General features: G+C 68.9%; 14 protein-coding genes. 2 read left to right on the top strand and 12 right to left on the bottom strand.

Annotated elements, in window-relative coordinates:
• Position 1: 1 nt before the first annotated feature.
• From cydB to DEJ23_RS00040, 7 genes are all read right to left on the bottom strand, one after another.
• Positions 2-1,006, bottom strand: a complete 1,005-nt coding sequence (gene cydB, locus DEJ23_RS00070) for a cytochrome d ubiquinol oxidase subunit II (protein ID WP_111238262.1) — start codon at positions 1,004-1,006, stop codon at positions 2-4.
• 16 nt (positions 1,007-1,022) lie between these two features.
• Complete coding sequence (locus DEJ23_RS00065; protein ID WP_111238261.1) at positions 1,023-2,435, bottom strand: cytochrome ubiquinol oxidase subunit I; 1,413 nt, start codon at positions 2,433-2,435, stop codon at positions 1,023-1,025.
• 300 nt (positions 2,436-2,735) lie between these two features.
• A complete protein-coding gene (locus DEJ23_RS00060; RefSeq protein ID WP_309147068.1) occupies positions 2,736-3,656 on the bottom strand; it encodes an ABC transporter substrate-binding protein in 921 nt (306 codons plus the stop codon).
• Positions 3,653-4,381 carry an ABC transporter permease gene (locus DEJ23_RS00055; RefSeq protein WP_111238684.1) on the bottom strand — a complete coding sequence of 243 codons (729 nt, stop codon included), beginning with the start codon at positions 4,379-4,381 and terminating at the stop codon, positions 3,653-3,655. The genes DEJ23_RS00060 and DEJ23_RS00055 overlap by 4 nt, the downstream gene beginning before the upstream one ends.
• Positions 4,378-5,094: an ABC transporter permease gene (locus tag DEJ23_RS00050; RefSeq protein WP_111238260.1), complete on the bottom strand. Its 717-nt coding sequence runs from the start codon at positions 5,092-5,094 to the stop codon at positions 4,378-4,380. The genes DEJ23_RS00055 and DEJ23_RS00050 overlap by 4 nt, the downstream gene beginning before the upstream one ends.
• On the bottom strand, positions 5,091-6,005 hold the full coding sequence (locus DEJ23_RS00045; protein ID WP_111238259.1) for an ABC transporter ATP-binding protein: 915 nt from the start codon (positions 6,003-6,005) through the stop codon (positions 5,091-5,093). Before DEJ23_RS00045 ends, DEJ23_RS00050 begins: the two co-directional genes overlap by 4 nt.
• 238 nt (positions 6,006-6,243) lie before the next feature.
• On the bottom strand, positions 6,244-6,891 hold the full coding sequence (locus DEJ23_RS00040) for a TetR/AcrR family transcriptional regulator (protein ID WP_111238258.1): 648 nt from the start codon (positions 6,889-6,891) through the stop codon (positions 6,244-6,246).
• 152 nt (positions 6,892-7,043) lie between these two features.
• On the opposite strand from DEJ23_RS00040, the gene DEJ23_RS00035 reads away from it, so the two are divergent.
• Both DEJ23_RS00035 and DEJ23_RS00030 read left to right on the top strand, forming a co-directional pair.
• Positions 7,044-8,108 carry an App1 family protein gene (locus DEJ23_RS00035; RefSeq protein ID WP_111238257.1) on the top strand — a complete coding sequence of 355 codons (1,065 nt, stop codon included), beginning with the start codon at positions 7,044-7,046 and terminating at the stop codon, positions 8,106-8,108.
• Positions 8,109-8,213: 105 nt separating this feature from the next.
• Entirely contained in the window at positions 8,214-10,097 is a 1,884-nt protein-coding gene (locus DEJ23_RS00030) for a glycoside hydrolase family 15 protein (RefSeq protein WP_111238256.1), read from the top strand.
• Positions 10,098-10,173: 76 nt separating this feature from the next.
• Here DEJ23_RS00030 and DEJ23_RS00025 read toward each other — a convergent pair whose 3' ends face one another.
• The 5 genes from DEJ23_RS00025 to DEJ23_RS00005 all read right to left on the bottom strand — a co-directional run bounded on the left by DEJ23_RS00025 (position 10,174) and on the right by DEJ23_RS00005 (position 15,472).
• Positions 10,174-11,547: a glucose-6-phosphate dehydrogenase gene (locus DEJ23_RS00025; RefSeq protein WP_111238255.1), complete on the bottom strand. Its 1,374-nt coding sequence runs from the start codon at positions 11,545-11,547 to the stop codon at positions 10,174-10,176.
• Between the two features lie 201 nt (positions 11,548-11,748).
• The gene (locus DEJ23_RS00020) at positions 11,749-12,165 is read right to left on the bottom strand and encodes a cytochrome c oxidase subunit 4 (RefSeq protein ID WP_111238254.1); all 417 of its coding nucleotides are present in this window, start codon (positions 12,163-12,165) and stop codon (positions 11,749-11,751) included.
• A gap of 4 nt (positions 12,166-12,169) precedes the next feature.
• Complete coding sequence (gene ctaD, locus DEJ23_RS00015; protein WP_111238253.1) at positions 12,170-13,906, bottom strand: cytochrome c oxidase subunit I; 1,737 nt, start codon at positions 13,904-13,906, stop codon at positions 12,170-12,172.
• An 11-nt stretch (positions 13,907-13,917) separates the two neighbouring features.
• Entirely contained in the window at positions 13,918-14,820 is a 903-nt protein-coding gene (coxB, locus tag DEJ23_RS00010; protein ID WP_111238252.1) for a cytochrome c oxidase subunit II, read from the bottom strand.
• Between the two features lie 277 nt (positions 14,821-15,097).
• A complete protein-coding gene (locus DEJ23_RS00005) occupies positions 15,098-15,472 on the bottom strand; it encodes an iron-sulfur cluster assembly accessory protein (protein ID WP_111225812.1) in 375 nt (124 codons plus the stop codon).
• Positions 15,473-15,658: the final 186 nt, after the last annotated feature.

The following is a 15,658-nucleotide window of genomic DNA, read 5'->3' as shown; positions in this document are numbered from 1 at the left end:
CCTAGTGTGCGGCCTGGGTGATGTGTGCCCGCGAGACGCGTTTGCGGAACACCCAGTACGTCCAGGCCTGGTAGGCGAGCACGAGCGGCACGAAGATCAGCGCCACCCAGCTCATCACCGTCAGCGTGTAGGCGCCGCTCGAGGCGTTGACCACGGTCAGGCTGTTTGCCGGGTCGTTCGAGGCGGGCATCACGTCCGGGAAGATCGCCGTGAACATCGCCAGCACCACCGCCGCGATCGTGACGGCCATGAGCGTGAACGCCCGACCCTCCTTGCCCCACGCGTTGCAGAGCACCGCCAGGACGAGCGCCAACGCGGCCACGACCGACAGCACCAGGGACGCCGGGGTGGCCCGGACGAACGCCATCGCGACCAGGAACGCGGCGCCGACGACGATCGTCAGCACACCCGCGCGGGTCGCGAGCCGCTTGGCTCGCTCGCGGATCTCACCCTCGGTCTTCAGCGCGACGAACACGACGCCGTGCGTGAAGAACACCACGAGGGTCGCGAGCCCGGTCAGCAGGGCGAACGGGTTGAGCAGGTCGAACAGGGTGCCGGTGTAGTTGTGGTCGGCGTCCATCGGGATGCCCCGGACGACGTTGCCGAACGCCACACCCCACAGGAACGACGGCACGGCGCTGCCGACGACGATCATGAGGTCGAACCGGCGCTTCCACTCCGGGTGCTTGCCCTGGTGCCGGTACTCGAAGGACACGCCGCGGGCGATGAGCGCCGCGAGGATGAGCAGCAGCGCCAGGTAGAAGCCCGAGAACATCGTGGCGTACCACTCCGGGAAGGCCGCGAACAGGCAGGCGCCGGCGACGATCACCCACGTCTCGTTGAGGTCCCACACCGGGCCGATCGTGTTGATCAGGACACGGCGGTCGGTGTCGTCCTTGCCGAGGAACGGCAGGGACATGCCGACGCCGAAGTCGAACCCGTCGAGCACGAAGTACCCGACGAAGAACAGTCCGACGATCGCGAACCACAGAACAGGGAGATCCATCAGGCAGCGTCCACTTCTAGTACACCGTCACTTCGTGCTTGACCTCGCCCGAGGCCTCGTCGACCTGCGCAGGTGCGGCGGGACCCTCCTGGGCGACCTTCTTGATGAGCTTGAACTCGACGACCGCGAGTGCGCCGTAGATGAGCGTGAACACGACCAGCGAGATGAGGACCTCGAGCCCGGTGACGTTCGGCGAGACACCGTCGGCCGTACGGAGCAGTCCGAAGACGAGCCACGGCTGCCGGCCCATCTCCGTGAAGATCCAACCCATGATCATCGCGGCCATCGGCAGGGGCACCGACCACGTCGCCACGCGCCACACCCACCGCTGCGTCGGGAAGCGGCCCTTGCGGGTCAGCCACAGACCGACGAGGGACACGAGCACCGCGCCGACGCCGAGGGCGATCATCCAGCGGAACGACCAGTAGGTCACCCAGATGATCGGCTTGTAGTCACCTGGGCCGTACACCTGTGCGTACTGCGCCTGCAGGTCGTTGATGCCCTCGACCGTCCCGTTGAACGTGTGCGTCGACAGGAACGAGAGCAGGTACGGGATGCGGATGGAGAACAGCTCGTGGACCCCGTCCGGGGTGCCGAGCGTGAAGATCGAGAACGACGCGTCCCTGCCCGTCGAGGTGTTGTAGAGCGCCTCGGCCGCGGCCATCTTCATCGGCTGGGTGTCGACCATCGTCAGGCCGAGCTGGTCGCCCGAGAGCACCGTCAGCGCGCCCGACGCGAGCATCGTCCACATGCCGAACTTGAGCGCCGGCATCATCGTCTCGAGGTTCTGGTTCCGGGCCAGGTGGTACGCGGCGACCGCGACGATGACCGAGGCCGCCACCATGAACGCGCCGAACAGCGTGTGCGGGAACGCGGCCAGGGCGACCTTGTTCGTCAGCACCGCCCAGATGTCGGTGAGCTCCGCGCGGCCCTTGGTCTCGTTGATCGCGAAACCGACCGGGTGCTGCATGAAGGCGTTGGCCGCGAGGATGAAGTAGGCCGACAGCATGGTGCCGACGCTCACGCACCAGATGCTCGCCAGGTGCACCGCCTTCGGCAGCCGGTCCCACCCGAAGATCCAGACGCCGATGAACGCCGCCTCGAAGAAGAACGCCAGGATGCCCTCGAGCGCGAGCGGAGCGCCGAACACGTCACCGACGAAGCGGGAGTAGTTCGACCAGTTCATGCCGAACTGGAACTCCTGCACGATGCCGGTGACGACCCCCATCGCGAAGTTGATGAGGAAGATGCGCCCGAAGAACCGGGTCAGCTGCAGGTAGTGCGCTCGCCCCGTGCGGACCCAGGCCGTCTGGAACACCGCGACGACGACGGCCATGCCGATCGTCAGCGGGACGAAGAGGAAGTGGTAGATCGTCGTGAGACCGAACTGCCACCGCGACAGGATGAGCGGATCGAGGATGTCGTTCATGCGGCGTGTCCGAGCCGGTTCGCCGCGCGCTGTTCGTGCACGAGAGTTGCTTCCTCTGGGAAGTGGGACTGGTGTGTGTCACCCCGTCGGGACACCTCCACGCTACCGGCCGGTCACCTGCCTCGACAAGTTGTAGAGCGCGCTGCTGCACGAATGTGCACACCCCGTGATCGGCACACCCGTGCGGAACACACGTGCTCTGGTGCCTGCGCGCACTCCTCTCCCACGAACGACGACAGGTGCCGGGCCGAAGCCCGACACCTGTCGTTCGATCCGCGGCGGCGCCGGAGCGCCGACCGGCTACAGCAGCCCCTGGTCCTGCAGGAACTCCTTCGCGATCTGCGAGGCCTTCTCCTTGTCGACCGTGCTCTTCGTGTTGAGGTCGATCAGCGCCTCCGGGGTGAGCTTCTCGTTCACCTGGTCGATCGCGTCCGCGGCCTTCTCGTCCACCTTGTCCGACACCACCGGGATGACGTTCTGCGGGAGGATGAGGTTCTCCGGGTCCTCGAGCGAGACGAAGTCGTTCGCCTTGATGCTCGGGTCGGAGGTGTAGATGTTCGCGAGCTGGACCGTGTCGTCCTTCAGGGCCTTCACGGTGAGGGCACCACCGGAGTCCTCGATCGACTTGAAGTCGACGTCGACGCCGTAGACGGACTGCAGGCCCTCGGGGCCGTACGGACGGGTCTGGAACTCGGAGTTCGCGCCGACGGTCAGCTTCTCGTCGACGTTCTCCAGGTCGGCCAGGCTCGTGACGTCGTACTCCTCGGAGAACTGCTTCGTGACGGTGTAGCTGTCCTGGTCCGTCGCCTCGGCCTCGTCGAGGACACGCAGACCCTTCGGCAGGGCCGCCTCGAGGCCCTCGTCGATCTCGTCGGCCGTCTTCGCCTCCGAGTCCTTGTCGAAGTACTGCAGCAGGTTGCCGCTGTACTCCGGCATGACGTCGATCGCACCCTTCTCGAGCTGCGGGATGTAGACCTCGCGCTGCCCGATGTTGAAGTTGCGCTCGACGGTGAAGCCGTCCTCCTCGAGGATCTGCGCGTAGAGCTCGGCGATGATCTCGTTCGAGTAGTACTGCTGCGAGCCGACGACGATCGTCCCCGAGTCGGAGGAGGCGCTGGGGTCGCTGCTGAGCGGGTCGCCGGACGCACAGCCGGTGAGGGCTGCTGCGACGCCGAGTGCCGTCGCGGCGGCGAGGCCGACGCGGATCCTTGCTGTGGTCACGATGGGTTTCCTTCCGGGATGGGGTTGCGGGTTCGCTCGCGCGATCCCTGGCGCGGCCGGGCCGACGGGCCGGCGATGCCCCTGGGCACCACGGCACGCTGCAGCGCGGCGAACACGATCTCGAACGCGATCGCGAGGGCGATCACGAGCACGGAGGCACCGAGCATCTCGGCGTAGTCCTGGGTCTTCAGGCCGAGGAAGACGTACCCGCCGAGTCCCCCGGATCCGACGTACGCGGCCAACGTGGCGGTCGCGACGACCTGCAGCACCGCGGAGCGGACGCCACCGACGAGCAGCGGGAGCCCGAGCGGCACCTCCACCTTCCACAGGACCTGCCAGCCGGTCATGCCCTGGGCGCGGGCCGCGTCGACGGTACCGGGGTCGACCGACTCGATGCCGGCGTAGGCGCCGGCCAGCACCGAGGGGATCGCCAGGATCACGAGCGCGAGCAGCGGTGCCTGCAGTCCGACGCCGGCGAGGAGTCCGAAGAGCGTCAGCACGCCGAGCGTCGGCAGCGCGCGGATCCCGCCGGACAGTGCGATGGCGAACCCGCGTGCGCGGCCGGTGTGTCCGATCGCGTAGCCGACCGGGACGGCGAGGACCGACGCGAGGAGCACCGCCAGGAGCGTGATCCAGACGTGCTCCCAGAGCCGACCGGGGATGGCGTTGGAGCCCGTGTGGTTGGCGGGGTCGAACACCCACGCGATCGCCTGACCGATGATCACGAGCCGACCTCCGCTGTCTGCAGCACCCTGCGGGTGCGCCGTCGGGCGGTCCGGCTCCGCCGGGTCCACGGCATGACGAGTCGGCCGACCAGCACCAGCAGCCCGTCGAGGGCGAAGGCCAACAGCAGGACGACGACGATGCCGGAGACGATCTCCTCCTGGATGCCGCGCGCGATCCCGTCGGTGAAGAGCGAGCCGAGGCTCTGGATGCCGAGCACGGCGCCGACGGTCGTCAGCGAGATGGTGGACACCGTGACGACCCGCAGCCCCGCGAGCAGCACCGGGCCGGCGAGCGGCAGCTCGACGCGGAAGAACCGCTGCGCGGGCGAGTAGCCCATCGCCGACGCAGCCGACGTGGTCGCGGCATCGACCGAGGAGAGCCCGTCGACGGTCGACCGCACCATCAGCGCGAGCCCGTACAGCGTCAGGCCGATGACCACGTTGACCGGGTCCTGCAGCCCCGTGCCGATGATGCCGGGCAGGGCGATGAAGAGCGACAACGACGGGATCGCGTAGAGCAGCCCGGCGACGGTCACGATGCCCGTCCCGACTCCGGCGCCGAACCGACCGGCACCGGGTCGCTGGAGCTTGACGACGAGCCAACCGATCGGGATGGACAGCACGAAGCTGATGATGATCGGCGGGATCGCGATCGCGAGGTGGGAGACCGTGTCCTCCCCGATCGTGTCGAGGTTGGACAGCACCCAGTTCACGTGGTGCTCCCACCCTGCGCCGGAGCACCCGTGGCGGTGTCACGCGCCCCGGCCTCGGTCACCTGCGGCACCGCGGCTGCGGCGTCGACCACCTGCACCGGACCGGTGAGCACGCCGGCTGCGCGGCCCTCACCGTCCACGACGATCGGCCCGGTCGGGGTCTGCTCGACCCGCAGGGCACGACGGCCCCGTCCGGCACCGATGAAGTTCGCGACGAAGTCGTCGGCCGGCTCCGCCAGGATCTCGGCGGGCGTGCCGAGCTGGGCGATCTCGCCGCCCTTCTTGAGGATGACGACCTGGTCGCCGAGCTTGAAGGCCTCGTCGATGTCGTGGGTCACGAAGACGACGGTCTTGCCGAGCTCGCGCTGCAGGCGGATGAGCTCGTCCTGCAGATCGGCGCGCACGAGCGGGTCGACCGCACCGAACGGCTCGTCCATGAGCAGGATGTTCGGGTCCACCGCGAGCCCGCGGGCGACGCCCACGCGCTGCTGCTGTCCGCCGGAGAGCTGGGACGGGTAGCGGTCCGCCAGCGCACGGTCGAGACCCACCGTGTCCATGAGCTCGAGGGCCCGCGCGCGGGCCTCGCCCTTGGACACCCCGGTCAGGAGCGGCACGGTCGCGATGTTCTCGGCGACCCTCCGGTGCGGCAGCAGCCCTGCGCTCTGCATGACGTAGCCGATGCGGCGGCGGAGCTGCACGGGGTCCACACCCGCGACGTCCTCGCCGTCGATCTCGACCGCACCGGAGGACGGGTCGACCATCCGGTTGATCATGCGCAGCAGGGTGGTCTTGCCGCACCCGCTCGACCCGACGAACACCGTCGTGGTCCGCGACGGGATGACGAGGCTGAACTCGTCGACCGCCGTGGTGCCGTCCGGGTACGTCTTGCGCACCGAGCGGAACTCGATCATGGGTGCCCTTCTGTTCGGAGGTAGCCCGACTCCGTGCGAGCGTACCCGCGCAGAACGGATGTCGTTGCGCGTGACGGCGCATGACGGTCCGCGGACAGCCGATCCGACACCCACCGCCCCTGGAGCACGTGGGTGCGCGACGCACGACGCCCGCGTTCCTGTTCGGAACGCGGGCGTCGTGGGGTCGGTCCGACAGTCAGCCGGGCGCGTCGGCGCTGCGACCGCTGCCGGCCGTCGATCAGGAGGCGGCGACCACCGCTTCGAGATGGGCGCGGCTCATCGTGCGGTACTCCTCGATGAGCGCGACGTCGGGAGCAGATCGGTCGCGCGTCGCGCGAGCGATGACGGCGTGGGCCGACTCGGCGAGGACGACCCAGGTGCGCTGGACGCGCTCGGTGGTCGGGAAGCCGAACCGGTCGTGCAGCACCTGCGACACGGCTGCCCCGAGTGCCGCCATGCGGTCCTCGGCGTCGCGCGTGCCGGTGTCGGCGGCGTCACCGAAGCGGATGGCCCGGAAGCCCGGCTCGGTCCGGTACATCTCGACGGTCGCGTCGATGAGTGCGTCGCAGGCGTCCTGCCACGTGGCGGCGTCGCTCTCGTCGATCGCCGTGAGGAAGCGCTCAGCCAGCCGCTGCGTGCTGCGGATCGCGAGGGCCTCGACCACCGCGATGCGGTCCGGGAAGTACCGGTAGACCGTGCCGATGGACGCCCCCGCCCGCTCGGCCACCATGGCGGTGGTCAGACGCTCGAACCCGATCTCGTCGATCACCGCGGCCGCGGCGTCCAGGAGTCCCGCGAGGCGCGCCGAACTGCGGGCTTGGACCGGCTCGTTCCTGAGCAGTGATGATCCCCCCGGCAGTGCGTTCGGTACCTCGGTGACGAGCACGTGTTCTCCTCTTGCGCTCCCGGCGGAGCGCGGTCATGTGGGATGTTGCGGGAGCAACTCTCGCAGAGACCGGCTGGAACATCGCTGCGACTCACCAGGTGCACGGGTGCGCCGGACGCCGCCCGGAGCGTTCCCGTGGAAGGATGAGGGCCATGCCCGACTCGACGCCCCACGAGCCGTCGTTGGCCGAGCCGATCCTGCACCGGGCCGCTCGCATCGAGGACGCCGTGCAGGAGTTCCGTGAGCACCGAGCCCGGCGCCGCGGGCTCGTCCCGACCGTCGTCCCGTACACGGGCTACGGTGCTCCCGGCTGGATCCGCGTGCTCTGCCGCGTGCTGCTCACCCGACGGGGGCTGGCGTCCGATGCCTCCTACTACGGCGTCCGGGGGTGGCGGAGCTTCACGAGCGTCGCGGTCGACGACGCCGAGGTGACCGTGACGGCCGGCGGCACCACCCACGTGGTGCAGTCCGACCGCGGTGGCGTGGTCGACGCGAAGGTCCCGATCGACCTCGAACCGGGGTGGCAGACCGTGCGCCTTTCGGCTGGTGGGATGCGGGACGTCGAGGCGGACGTCTTCATCGTGGACCCCGACACGCGCTTCGGGCTGGTCTCCGACGTCGACGACACGGTCATGGTGACCTCGCTCCCCCGGCCGATGCTCGCCGCCTGGAACTCGTTCGTCCTCACGGAGCACGCGCGGCGCCCCGTGCCGGGGATGTCGGTGCTGTACGAACGTGTGCTGGCCCAGCACCCCGGAGCACCGACGGTCTACCTGTCGACCGGCGCGTGGAACGTCGCGCCCACGCTGCAGCGGTTCCTGACGCGCAACATGTACCCGTCCGGCACCATGCTGCTCACGGACTGGGGTCCCACGCACGACCGGTTCTTCCGGAGCGGGCAGCTGCACAAGCAGCAGAGCCTGCGGCGACTGGCCGAGGACTTCCCCGACGTGCGGTGGCTCCTGGTCGGTGACGACGGCCAGCACGACGAGACGCTCTACGGCGACTTCGCCAAGGAGCACCCCGAGAACGTCGCCGCCGTCGCGATCCGTCAGCTGTCGACGAGCGAGGCCGTGCTGGCCGGTGGGCGCTCGCGCGCGCAGGAACGCTCGCGGGACTCGGCGGCGCCCTGGGTGTACGCGCCGGACGGTGCCGGGCTGTGGACGGAGCTCGCGCGGGTGGGCATCACCGACGCCGACCCGTCGGCACCGCTGTAGGGCTCGACCGTCGGCGGACCGGACACGGTCGGTGCGTCCTCCGGGACCACTGAGCGGATCCTCATCCCGGGCGGCGCCCTCCGACCACGGTGGTTGGATCGGCCCATGAGCACCGGAACCCCGCCGAACCGCATCGAGGACCACGCCCTCGTCGGTGACACGCACACCGCCGCCCTCGTCGGACGTGACGGCACCATCGACTGGGCGTGCCTCCCCCGCTTCGACAGCCCGTCCGCCTTCGCGTCCCTGCTCGGCACCGAGGAACACGGTCACTGGTCGCTCCGCCCGACCGACCCGGAGGCGACGAGCACCTGGCGACACCGCCGCGACACGCTCGTCCTCTCGACCGTGTGGGTCACCGCCACCGGGACCGTCGAGGTCACCGACTTCATGCCGGTCGACCCGCACCACGCGACGATCGTCCGGCGCGTCCGGGGCCTGCAGGGGTCGGTGCAGGTCGAGCAGACGCTCCGGATCCGGTTCGACTACGCCCGCGCACTCCCCTGGGTCCGACAGGTCGGCGGCGACGAGGCCCCGGCCCTGCTCGCGACCGCCGGTCCGGGCTCCGTCATCGTCCGCGGGGTGCGGTTCCGCGCCGACGGTCACCGCCACACCGCCACCGTGACCGTCGAGGAGGGCGACGTCGTGGACACCGTCCTCACCTGGTACCCCTCGCACCGGGAACCTCCGGAGCCCCTCGACGTCGACGCGGCGCTGGACCGCACCGAGCGGTGGTGGCTGGACTGGATGTCGACGGCGCACACCGAGGGCCCGTACGCCGAGGCGAGTCGACGATCCCTGCTGCTCCTGCGGGCCATGACGCACGGCGCGACCGGCGGCGTCGTGGCGGCCGCGACCACGAGCCTCCCGGAGGACCCCGGGGGCGAACGCAACTGGGACTACCGCTTCGTGTGGCTGCGCGACGCGTCGCTCGCGCTCGCCGAGCTCATCGCGCACGGCTACCGCGAGGAGGCAGCAGCATGGCGACGGTGGCTCCTGCGGGCGGTCGCCGGTGATCCCGCGGACGTCCAGATCATGTACGGCGTCGCCGGCGAACGCGAGTTGCCGGAGCGGACGATCGACGAGCTGCCGGGGTACCTGGGCTCGACACCCGTCCGCGTGGGCAACGGTGCCTCGACGCAGTACCAGGGCGACGTGTTCGGCGAGGTGCTCGCAGCGCTCCACGACGCCCGCGAACTCGGCGTCGAGGAGAACGCCGACTCGTGGGCGCTGCAGCGCGCCCTGCTCCGGTACGTGGAGGAGCACTGGCAGGAGCCGGACAACGGCATCTGGGAGATGCGCGGTCCCCGGCGGCACTTCACCCACTCGCGAGCGATGATCTGGGCGGCGTTCGACCGCGGTGTCGCCGCCGTGGAGGACTTCGGCCTCGAGGGACCCGTCGACCGCTGGCGGGCGCTCCGCGACGACGTCCGAGCAGAGATCGAGGAACACGGCTGGAACGCCGAGCGCGGCAGCTACCGGCAGCACTACGACACCGACGAGGTGGACGCGAGCCTGCTGGTCCTGCCGCAGATCGGCTACCTCGCAGCGGACGACCCGCGCATGACGGGGACCGTCGCGGCGATCGAGCAGGACCTGCGGGTCGGTGACCACGGCCTCGTCCTGCGGTACCGCACGACCTCGGGGTTCGACGGACTCTCCGGCAGCGAGCACCCGTTCCTCGCGTGCTCGTTCTGGCTGGTGGAGCAGTACGCCGGCTCCGGACGCATCGAGGACGCCGAACGGCTGATGGACGTGCTCGTCGGCTACGCGAACGACGTCGGCATGCTCTCCGAGGAGGTCGACGTCGCGAGCGGCCACCACATCGGCAACACCCCGCAGGTGCTGTCCCACCTCACCCTGGTGTCGGCCGCCGACGCGATCGCCCGCGCGCGCGGCACCGCCGCCGGCCACCACACGCGGGTCGCCGGGCACGACGGTGGGACACGGTCGGCGGCCAGGGACGCGGGCGCGGGTCCGGTGACCTGAGCGGCCACCGGTCGACGGACGGGAGGCGCGGTGCCGACCGGCACCGCGCCTCCCGTCCGTCAGGGCGTGACGTCCCTCAGGACGACGACTCCCAGTCCGCCGGACCGCGCGAGCCCGCGCGGTACTCCTCGAGCGGGACCTCGCCCGACTTCCAGGCGTCCACGACCGGCTCGACGATCTCCCAGCAGCGCTCCGCGACGTCACCGCGGATCGAGAGCAGCGGGTCGTCGTGGAAGATCCCGTTGAGGACCTCGCCGTAGGGGGTGAGCTCGCCGCCGTCGAACGACGACGACAGCGTGACCTGGCCCATCTCGAAGGGGTTGCCGCCGCCGTTGGCCGACACGCTCAGCTCGATCTCGTCCGGATTGAGGACGATGCGCAGCGTGTCCGCCTTCGGGCGGCCGGACAGCCCGGAGGGCAGACGGGGCACGGGCTTGAAGGTGATGAGGACCTCCTTGCGGCTGGCGCCGAGCGCCTTGCCGGAGCGGAGGGTGAAGGGCACGCCCTTCCAACGGGCCGTGTCCACCTCGACCTCGATCTCGGCCAGGGTCTCGGTGCCGCGCGACCGGTCGACGCCGTCCTCGTCCTGGTACGAGGGCAGCTCCTTGCCGTCGATCGTGCCCGCCGTGTAGACCGCACGGCGGGAGGCCACCTTCGGGTCGTCGCCCTTGAGACGGGTCGAGCGGAGGACGCGGGCGAGCGACGAGCGGAACTCCACCGAGTCGATCGCGGCCGGGGCGTCCATCGTGACGAGACCGAGGATCTGGAGCAGGTGCGACTGGATCATGTCGACCAGGGCGCCCGCCTCGTCGTAGTACTGCGCGCGGTTCTCGAGACCGAGGGTCTCGTCGTAGAAGACGTCGACCTTCTCGATGTTGTCCGCGTTCCAGATGGGCTCGAACAGGCGGTTGGCGAAGCGCAGACCGATGATGTTGAGGACCGTGGTGCGACCGAGGAAGTGGTCGGTGCGGTGGACGCGCTCCTCGGGGACGAGCTCGAGCACCGTCTTGTTGAGTGCCTCGGCGCTGGCGACGTCGGTGCCGAACGGCTTCTCGAACGCCAGGGTCGTGCCCTCGGGGAGCTCGACGCCCTGCAGTGCCTCGCAGATGTCCGAGGCGATCTGCGGCGGGAGCGCGAAGTACAGGATCGGCTCCGCCTCGGCCGCGTCGAGCAGCGCTTTGAGGTGCTCGGGGTCGGTCGGGTCGCCCTGGATGAACGTGGTCGACTCGAGGGTCGCGTCGACCTCCGGGCCCGCGACGTCCTGCGACGCGAACGACTTCGTGACCACGTCCTTCCACTGTTCCGCGCTCCGGGCGCTCCGGCCCGTGCCGATCAGCTGGACGGGGACCGCTCGTCCGCTCTGCAGGAACGTGCCGAGCCCCGGGAGCAGCAGGCGGGAGGCGAGGTCGCCCGTCGCGCCGAAGATGATGAGGGTGCGCTTGTCGGTCACCGGAGGTGAGTCCTTTCGCTGAGGTTGCGGGGTCCGCACGGGTCAAGCCACGTGCGGGCCGGTTGATTCCCGGTCGGTTCGCCGGCGCTGTCGGCCGAGCGGGGCCGGGAGGTCGGTGCGGATGCGTGCCGCCCCGGACGCACTTCGGGCGGCACCGGATGTGGTGCCGCCCGAGGTGTCAGGTGCGTCGCGACGGACGGATCAGTGCCCGAAGTTCCCGCGGTAGTACTCGTAGACCCAGCCCACGAGGGTGACCGTCACGAGCGCGAGCCCGATCGGGACGATCCAGAGGCCGGCCGCGAGACCGAGGAAGCAGATACCCGTCGAGGCCGCGAGCAGGATCGGCCACCACGACCACGGGCTGAAGTGCCCGAGCTCGGCGTCGCCGTCCTCGATGTTCGCGTCGGCGCGGTCCTCGGGGAGGACACCACCCTGCGAGGACATGACCTTGCCGAGGTAGAACGCGATGAACGCGGACATGATCCCGGTGAGACCGATCGCCACGGTGCCGACCCACTCGGGACGTCCGTAGTAGATGAGGGCCCAGATGGTGTACGCGGCGTCCGCGAGGATGAAGAACCCGAAGAGGATCCAGAACAGGTTGACGTTGGCGCGCATCGCCTTACTTCACCTCGCCCTTCGCGGCGTCGTAGGTCGGAGCATCCGGAGCGTCCTTCGCAGGACCCACACCGATCGGCACACCGGCCTCCGGGTGGTTCAGGTCGAACGCCGGGGACTCGGAACGGATCCGCGGGATCGACGTGAAGTTGTGCCGCGGCGGCGGGCAGCTGGTCGCCCACTCGAGCGAGCGGCCGTAGCCCCACGGGTCGTTCACGGCGACCTTCGGAGCGTTCCGCGCCGTCACGTAGACGTTGAAGATGAAGGGCAGGAACGAGATCGCGAGGATCATCGAGCCGACCGTCGACAGCTGGTTCATCCAGGTGAAGCCGTCGTTCGGCAGGTAGGTCGCGTAGCGACGCGGCATACCGATGACGCCCAGCCAGTGCTGGATGAGGAACGTCGTGTGGAAGCCGATGAACAGCAGCCAGAAGTGGATCTTGCCGAGGCGCTCGTTGAGCATCTTGCCCGTCCACTTCGGCCACCAGAAGTAGAAGCCGGAGAACATCGCGAACACGACGGTGCCGAAGACCACGTAGTGGAAGTGCGCCACGACGAAGTACGAGTCGGACACGTGGAAGTCGAGCGGCGGCGACGCCAGGATCACACCGGTGAGACCACCGAAGGTGAAGGTGATGAGGAAGCCGAGCGCCCAGAGCAGCGGGGTCTCGAAGGTGACCGAACCGCGCCACATCGTGCCGACCCAGTTGAAGATCTTCACGCCGGTCGGGACCGCGATGAGCATCGTCATGAGCGAGAACCACGGGAGCAGGACGCCACCGGTCACGTACATGTGGTGCGCCCACACGGTGACCGAGAGGGCCGCGATGGAGATGGTCGCGTAGACGAGGGTCTTGTACCCGAAGATCGGCTTGCGGCTGAACACCGGGAAGACCTCGGAGACGATGCCGAAGAACGGCAGCGCGATGATGTACACCTCGGGGTGCCCGAAGAACCAGAAGAGGTGCTGCCAGAGCAGGGCACCGCCGTTGGCCGGGTTGTAGATCTGCGCGTCGAACACGCGGTCGAGACCGAGACCGAACAGCGCGGCGGCGAGGACCGGGAAGGCCATGAGCACGAGGAGCGACGTCACGAGGGTGTTCCACGTGAAGATCGACATGCGGAACATGGTCATGCCCGGTGCACGCATCGTGATGATCGTCGTGATGAAGTTCACCGCGCCGAGGATCGTCGAGAAGCCGGTCATGCCGAGGCCGAAGACCCAGAGCGTCCCACCGAGGCCCGGTGTGAACGTCGTGTCACTGAGAGGCGCGTAGGCGAACCAACCGAACGAGGCCGCACCCTGCGGGGTGAGGAAGCCGCCGACCGCGATGAGCGAGCCGAACAGGTAGAGCCAGAAGGCGAAGCCGTTGAGACGCGGGAAGGCGACGTCCGGCGCACCGATCTGCAGCGGCATGATCGCGTTCGCGAAGCCCGAGAAGAGCGGCGTCGCGAACATCAGCAGCATGATCGTGCCGTGCATCGTGAAGAGCTGGTTGTACTGCTCCTTCGTCGCGACCACCTGCAGGCCGGGCTCGAAGAGCTGGGCACGGATCACGAGCGCCATCACACCTGCGAGCAGGAAGAAGATGAACGAGGCGATCAGGTACATGAACCCGATGGTCTTGTGGTCGGTGGAGGTGATCCACCGGACGATGATGTTGCCCTTCCGACCGACCTTCGACGCCTGGAAGTCCGGCGTCGTCGGCGCTGTCGGCTGGCCGACGAGTGACGTTGTCATCTGACGAGCCCCTACTTGTTCTCGCTCGACGCCTCGACCGGCGCCTCGTTGTTCGGTTCGTTCGTGTTGGTGTCGTACTCGTTGCCGAGGAGGCCGACCTTGCCCTGCTCGCGCAGCGTGTCGAGGTACTGCTCGTACTCCGTCTCGGACACGACCTTGACCTGGAAGAGCATCAGGGAGTGGTACTCACCGCAGAGTTCGGCGCACTTGCCCTGGTACGTGCCCTCCTTCTGCGGGATGAAGTACTCGTAGTTGGTCTTGCCCGGGAGCATGTCCTTCTTGTAGAGGAAGTCGATGACCCAGAAGGAGTGGTCGACGTCGCGCGAGGAGAGCTCGATCTCGACCTTCTTGCCGACCGGCAGGTACAGCGTGGGCAGCTGCGACTCGTCGATGGCGCCCGTGCCGTCCTCTTCTTCCTGGGCCTGGATGCCCTGGTAGTAGACGCTGTCCTGCGGATTGTCCTTGTCGATGTAGTTGAAGTCCCACGCCCAGCGCTTGCCGTACACGTGGATCGTCGCGTCCGGGTCGTCGAACGGCTTCTCGATCGCCGACTGGTCCTTCGCGGTGAAGGCGAAGAAGCCGAGCACCAGGATGAGCGGCACGATCGTGTAGAAGATCTCGAGCGGCATGTTGTACCGCATCTGCACCGGCAGGCCCGTCTGGCCCTTGCGGCGGCGGTAGACGATCGCGGCCCAGATCACGAGGCCCCACACGATGAGACCGACCGCCAGGAGCACGACCCAGCTGGTGGTCCACAGGCCGACGATGCGGCTCGTGTGGTTCGTGACGTCCTTCGTCTCCTCGGTGCCCGGGAGCCACCCGTTCATCTGCTGCTGCGTGCAGCCAGCCAGTGCGATGACCAGACCGACGGCCACCGGGACGGCCGCCCAACGTATACGGCGATTCGAACGCACTGTTACCTCTCGGAAGACATGCCACGGGAGCCGGCGACACCAAGGCCGCACGATGCTGGCTCCCAGCTTGGTTGGAACACTCCTAGCTTACTCGCAGCTGGTGACGTCGCGCGCACACACGACACGGTGCGGGGTTCGATCGGCGGGCACTCGAGGCCGCTTTCCCCCGGTCGCGACGGGCGTGCACCCCGCCACGGACGACGAGCGGGGAGCGACCAGATCGGTCGCTCCCCGCTCGCGTGTCGGTCCGGTCGGCGGCCAGGTGACCGCCGGGGCGTCAGTGGAAGCTGTCGCCGCACGCGCAGCTGCCCTGCGCGTTGGGGTTGTCGATGGTGAAGCCCTGCTTCTGGATGGTGTCCTCGAAGTCGATGGTCGCGCCGTCGAGGTAGGGGACGCTCATCTTGTCGACGACGACCTCGACCCCGCTGCCGAACTCGGCCGTGGCGTCGCCGTCGAGCAGGCGCTCGTCGAAGTACAGCTGGTAGATCAGACCCGAGCAGCCGCCGGGCTGGACCGCGAGGCGCAGACGGAGGTCGTCGCGGCCCTCCTGCTCGAGGAGGCTCGCCACCTTCGCGGCCGCTGCGTCGCTGAGCGCGACGCCGTGCGCGCGTGCGTCCGTCGCCGGTGCGTTGTCGATGATGGTGTCGCTCATCCGCGCGTCTCCCTCCGGGCGGTGTCGGTCACCGCGCCTCCGACGATTGTAAGCACGCGAGCCGACAGGACGGATGATCCGTCGGCGAGCCCGCGGGGGGGGGGCTGCCTCTTAAACACATCTGCGAGCCCACCAGGGCCCTGCCCACCTGGTATGCCGTTTTTTTCTTGAAAAAAAAAATATCTT

The organism is Curtobacterium sp. MCSS17_008 (assembly GCF_003234185.1).
Classification (GTDB): domain Bacteria; phylum Actinomycetota; class Actinomycetes; order Actinomycetales; family Microbacteriaceae; genus Curtobacterium.
The sequence above is the reverse complement of the archived record's forward strand: the minus strand, read 5'-3'. Positions and strand labels throughout refer to the sequence as shown.

What these genes read in the sequence shown, in the direction of transcription:
- ctaD (WP_111238253.1), bottom strand. Translation starts at nt 13,906, where the DNA reads ATGACAACGTCACTCGTCGGCCAGCCGACAGCGCCGACGACGCCGGAC.
- DEJ23_RS00045 (WP_111238259.1), bottom strand. Translation starts at nt 6,005, where the DNA reads ATGATCGAGTTCCGCTCGGTGCGCAAGACGTACCCGGACGGCACCACG.
- DEJ23_RS00065 (WP_111238261.1), bottom strand. Translation starts at nt 2,435, where the DNA reads ATGAACGACATCCTCGATCCGCTCATCCTGTCGCGGTGGCAGTTCGGT.
- DEJ23_RS00020 (WP_111238254.1), bottom strand. Translation starts at nt 12,165, where the DNA reads ATGCGCGCCAACGTCAACCTGTTCTGGATCCTCTTCGGGTTCTTCATC.
- cydB (WP_111238262.1), bottom strand. Translation starts at nt 1,006, where the DNA reads ATGGATCTCCCTGTTCTGTGGTTCGCGATCGTCGGACTGTTCTTCGTC.
- DEJ23_RS00005 (WP_111225812.1), bottom strand. Translation starts at nt 15,472, where the DNA reads ATGAGCGACACCATCATCGACAACGCACCGGCGACGGACGCACGCGCG.
- DEJ23_RS00035 (WP_111238257.1), top strand. Translation starts at nt 7,044, where the DNA reads ATGCCCGACTCGACGCCCCACGAGCCGTCGTTGGCCGAGCCGATCCTG.
- DEJ23_RS00030 (WP_111238256.1), top strand. Translation starts at nt 8,214, where the DNA reads ATGAGCACCGGAACCCCGCCGAACCGCATCGAGGACCACGCCCTCGTC.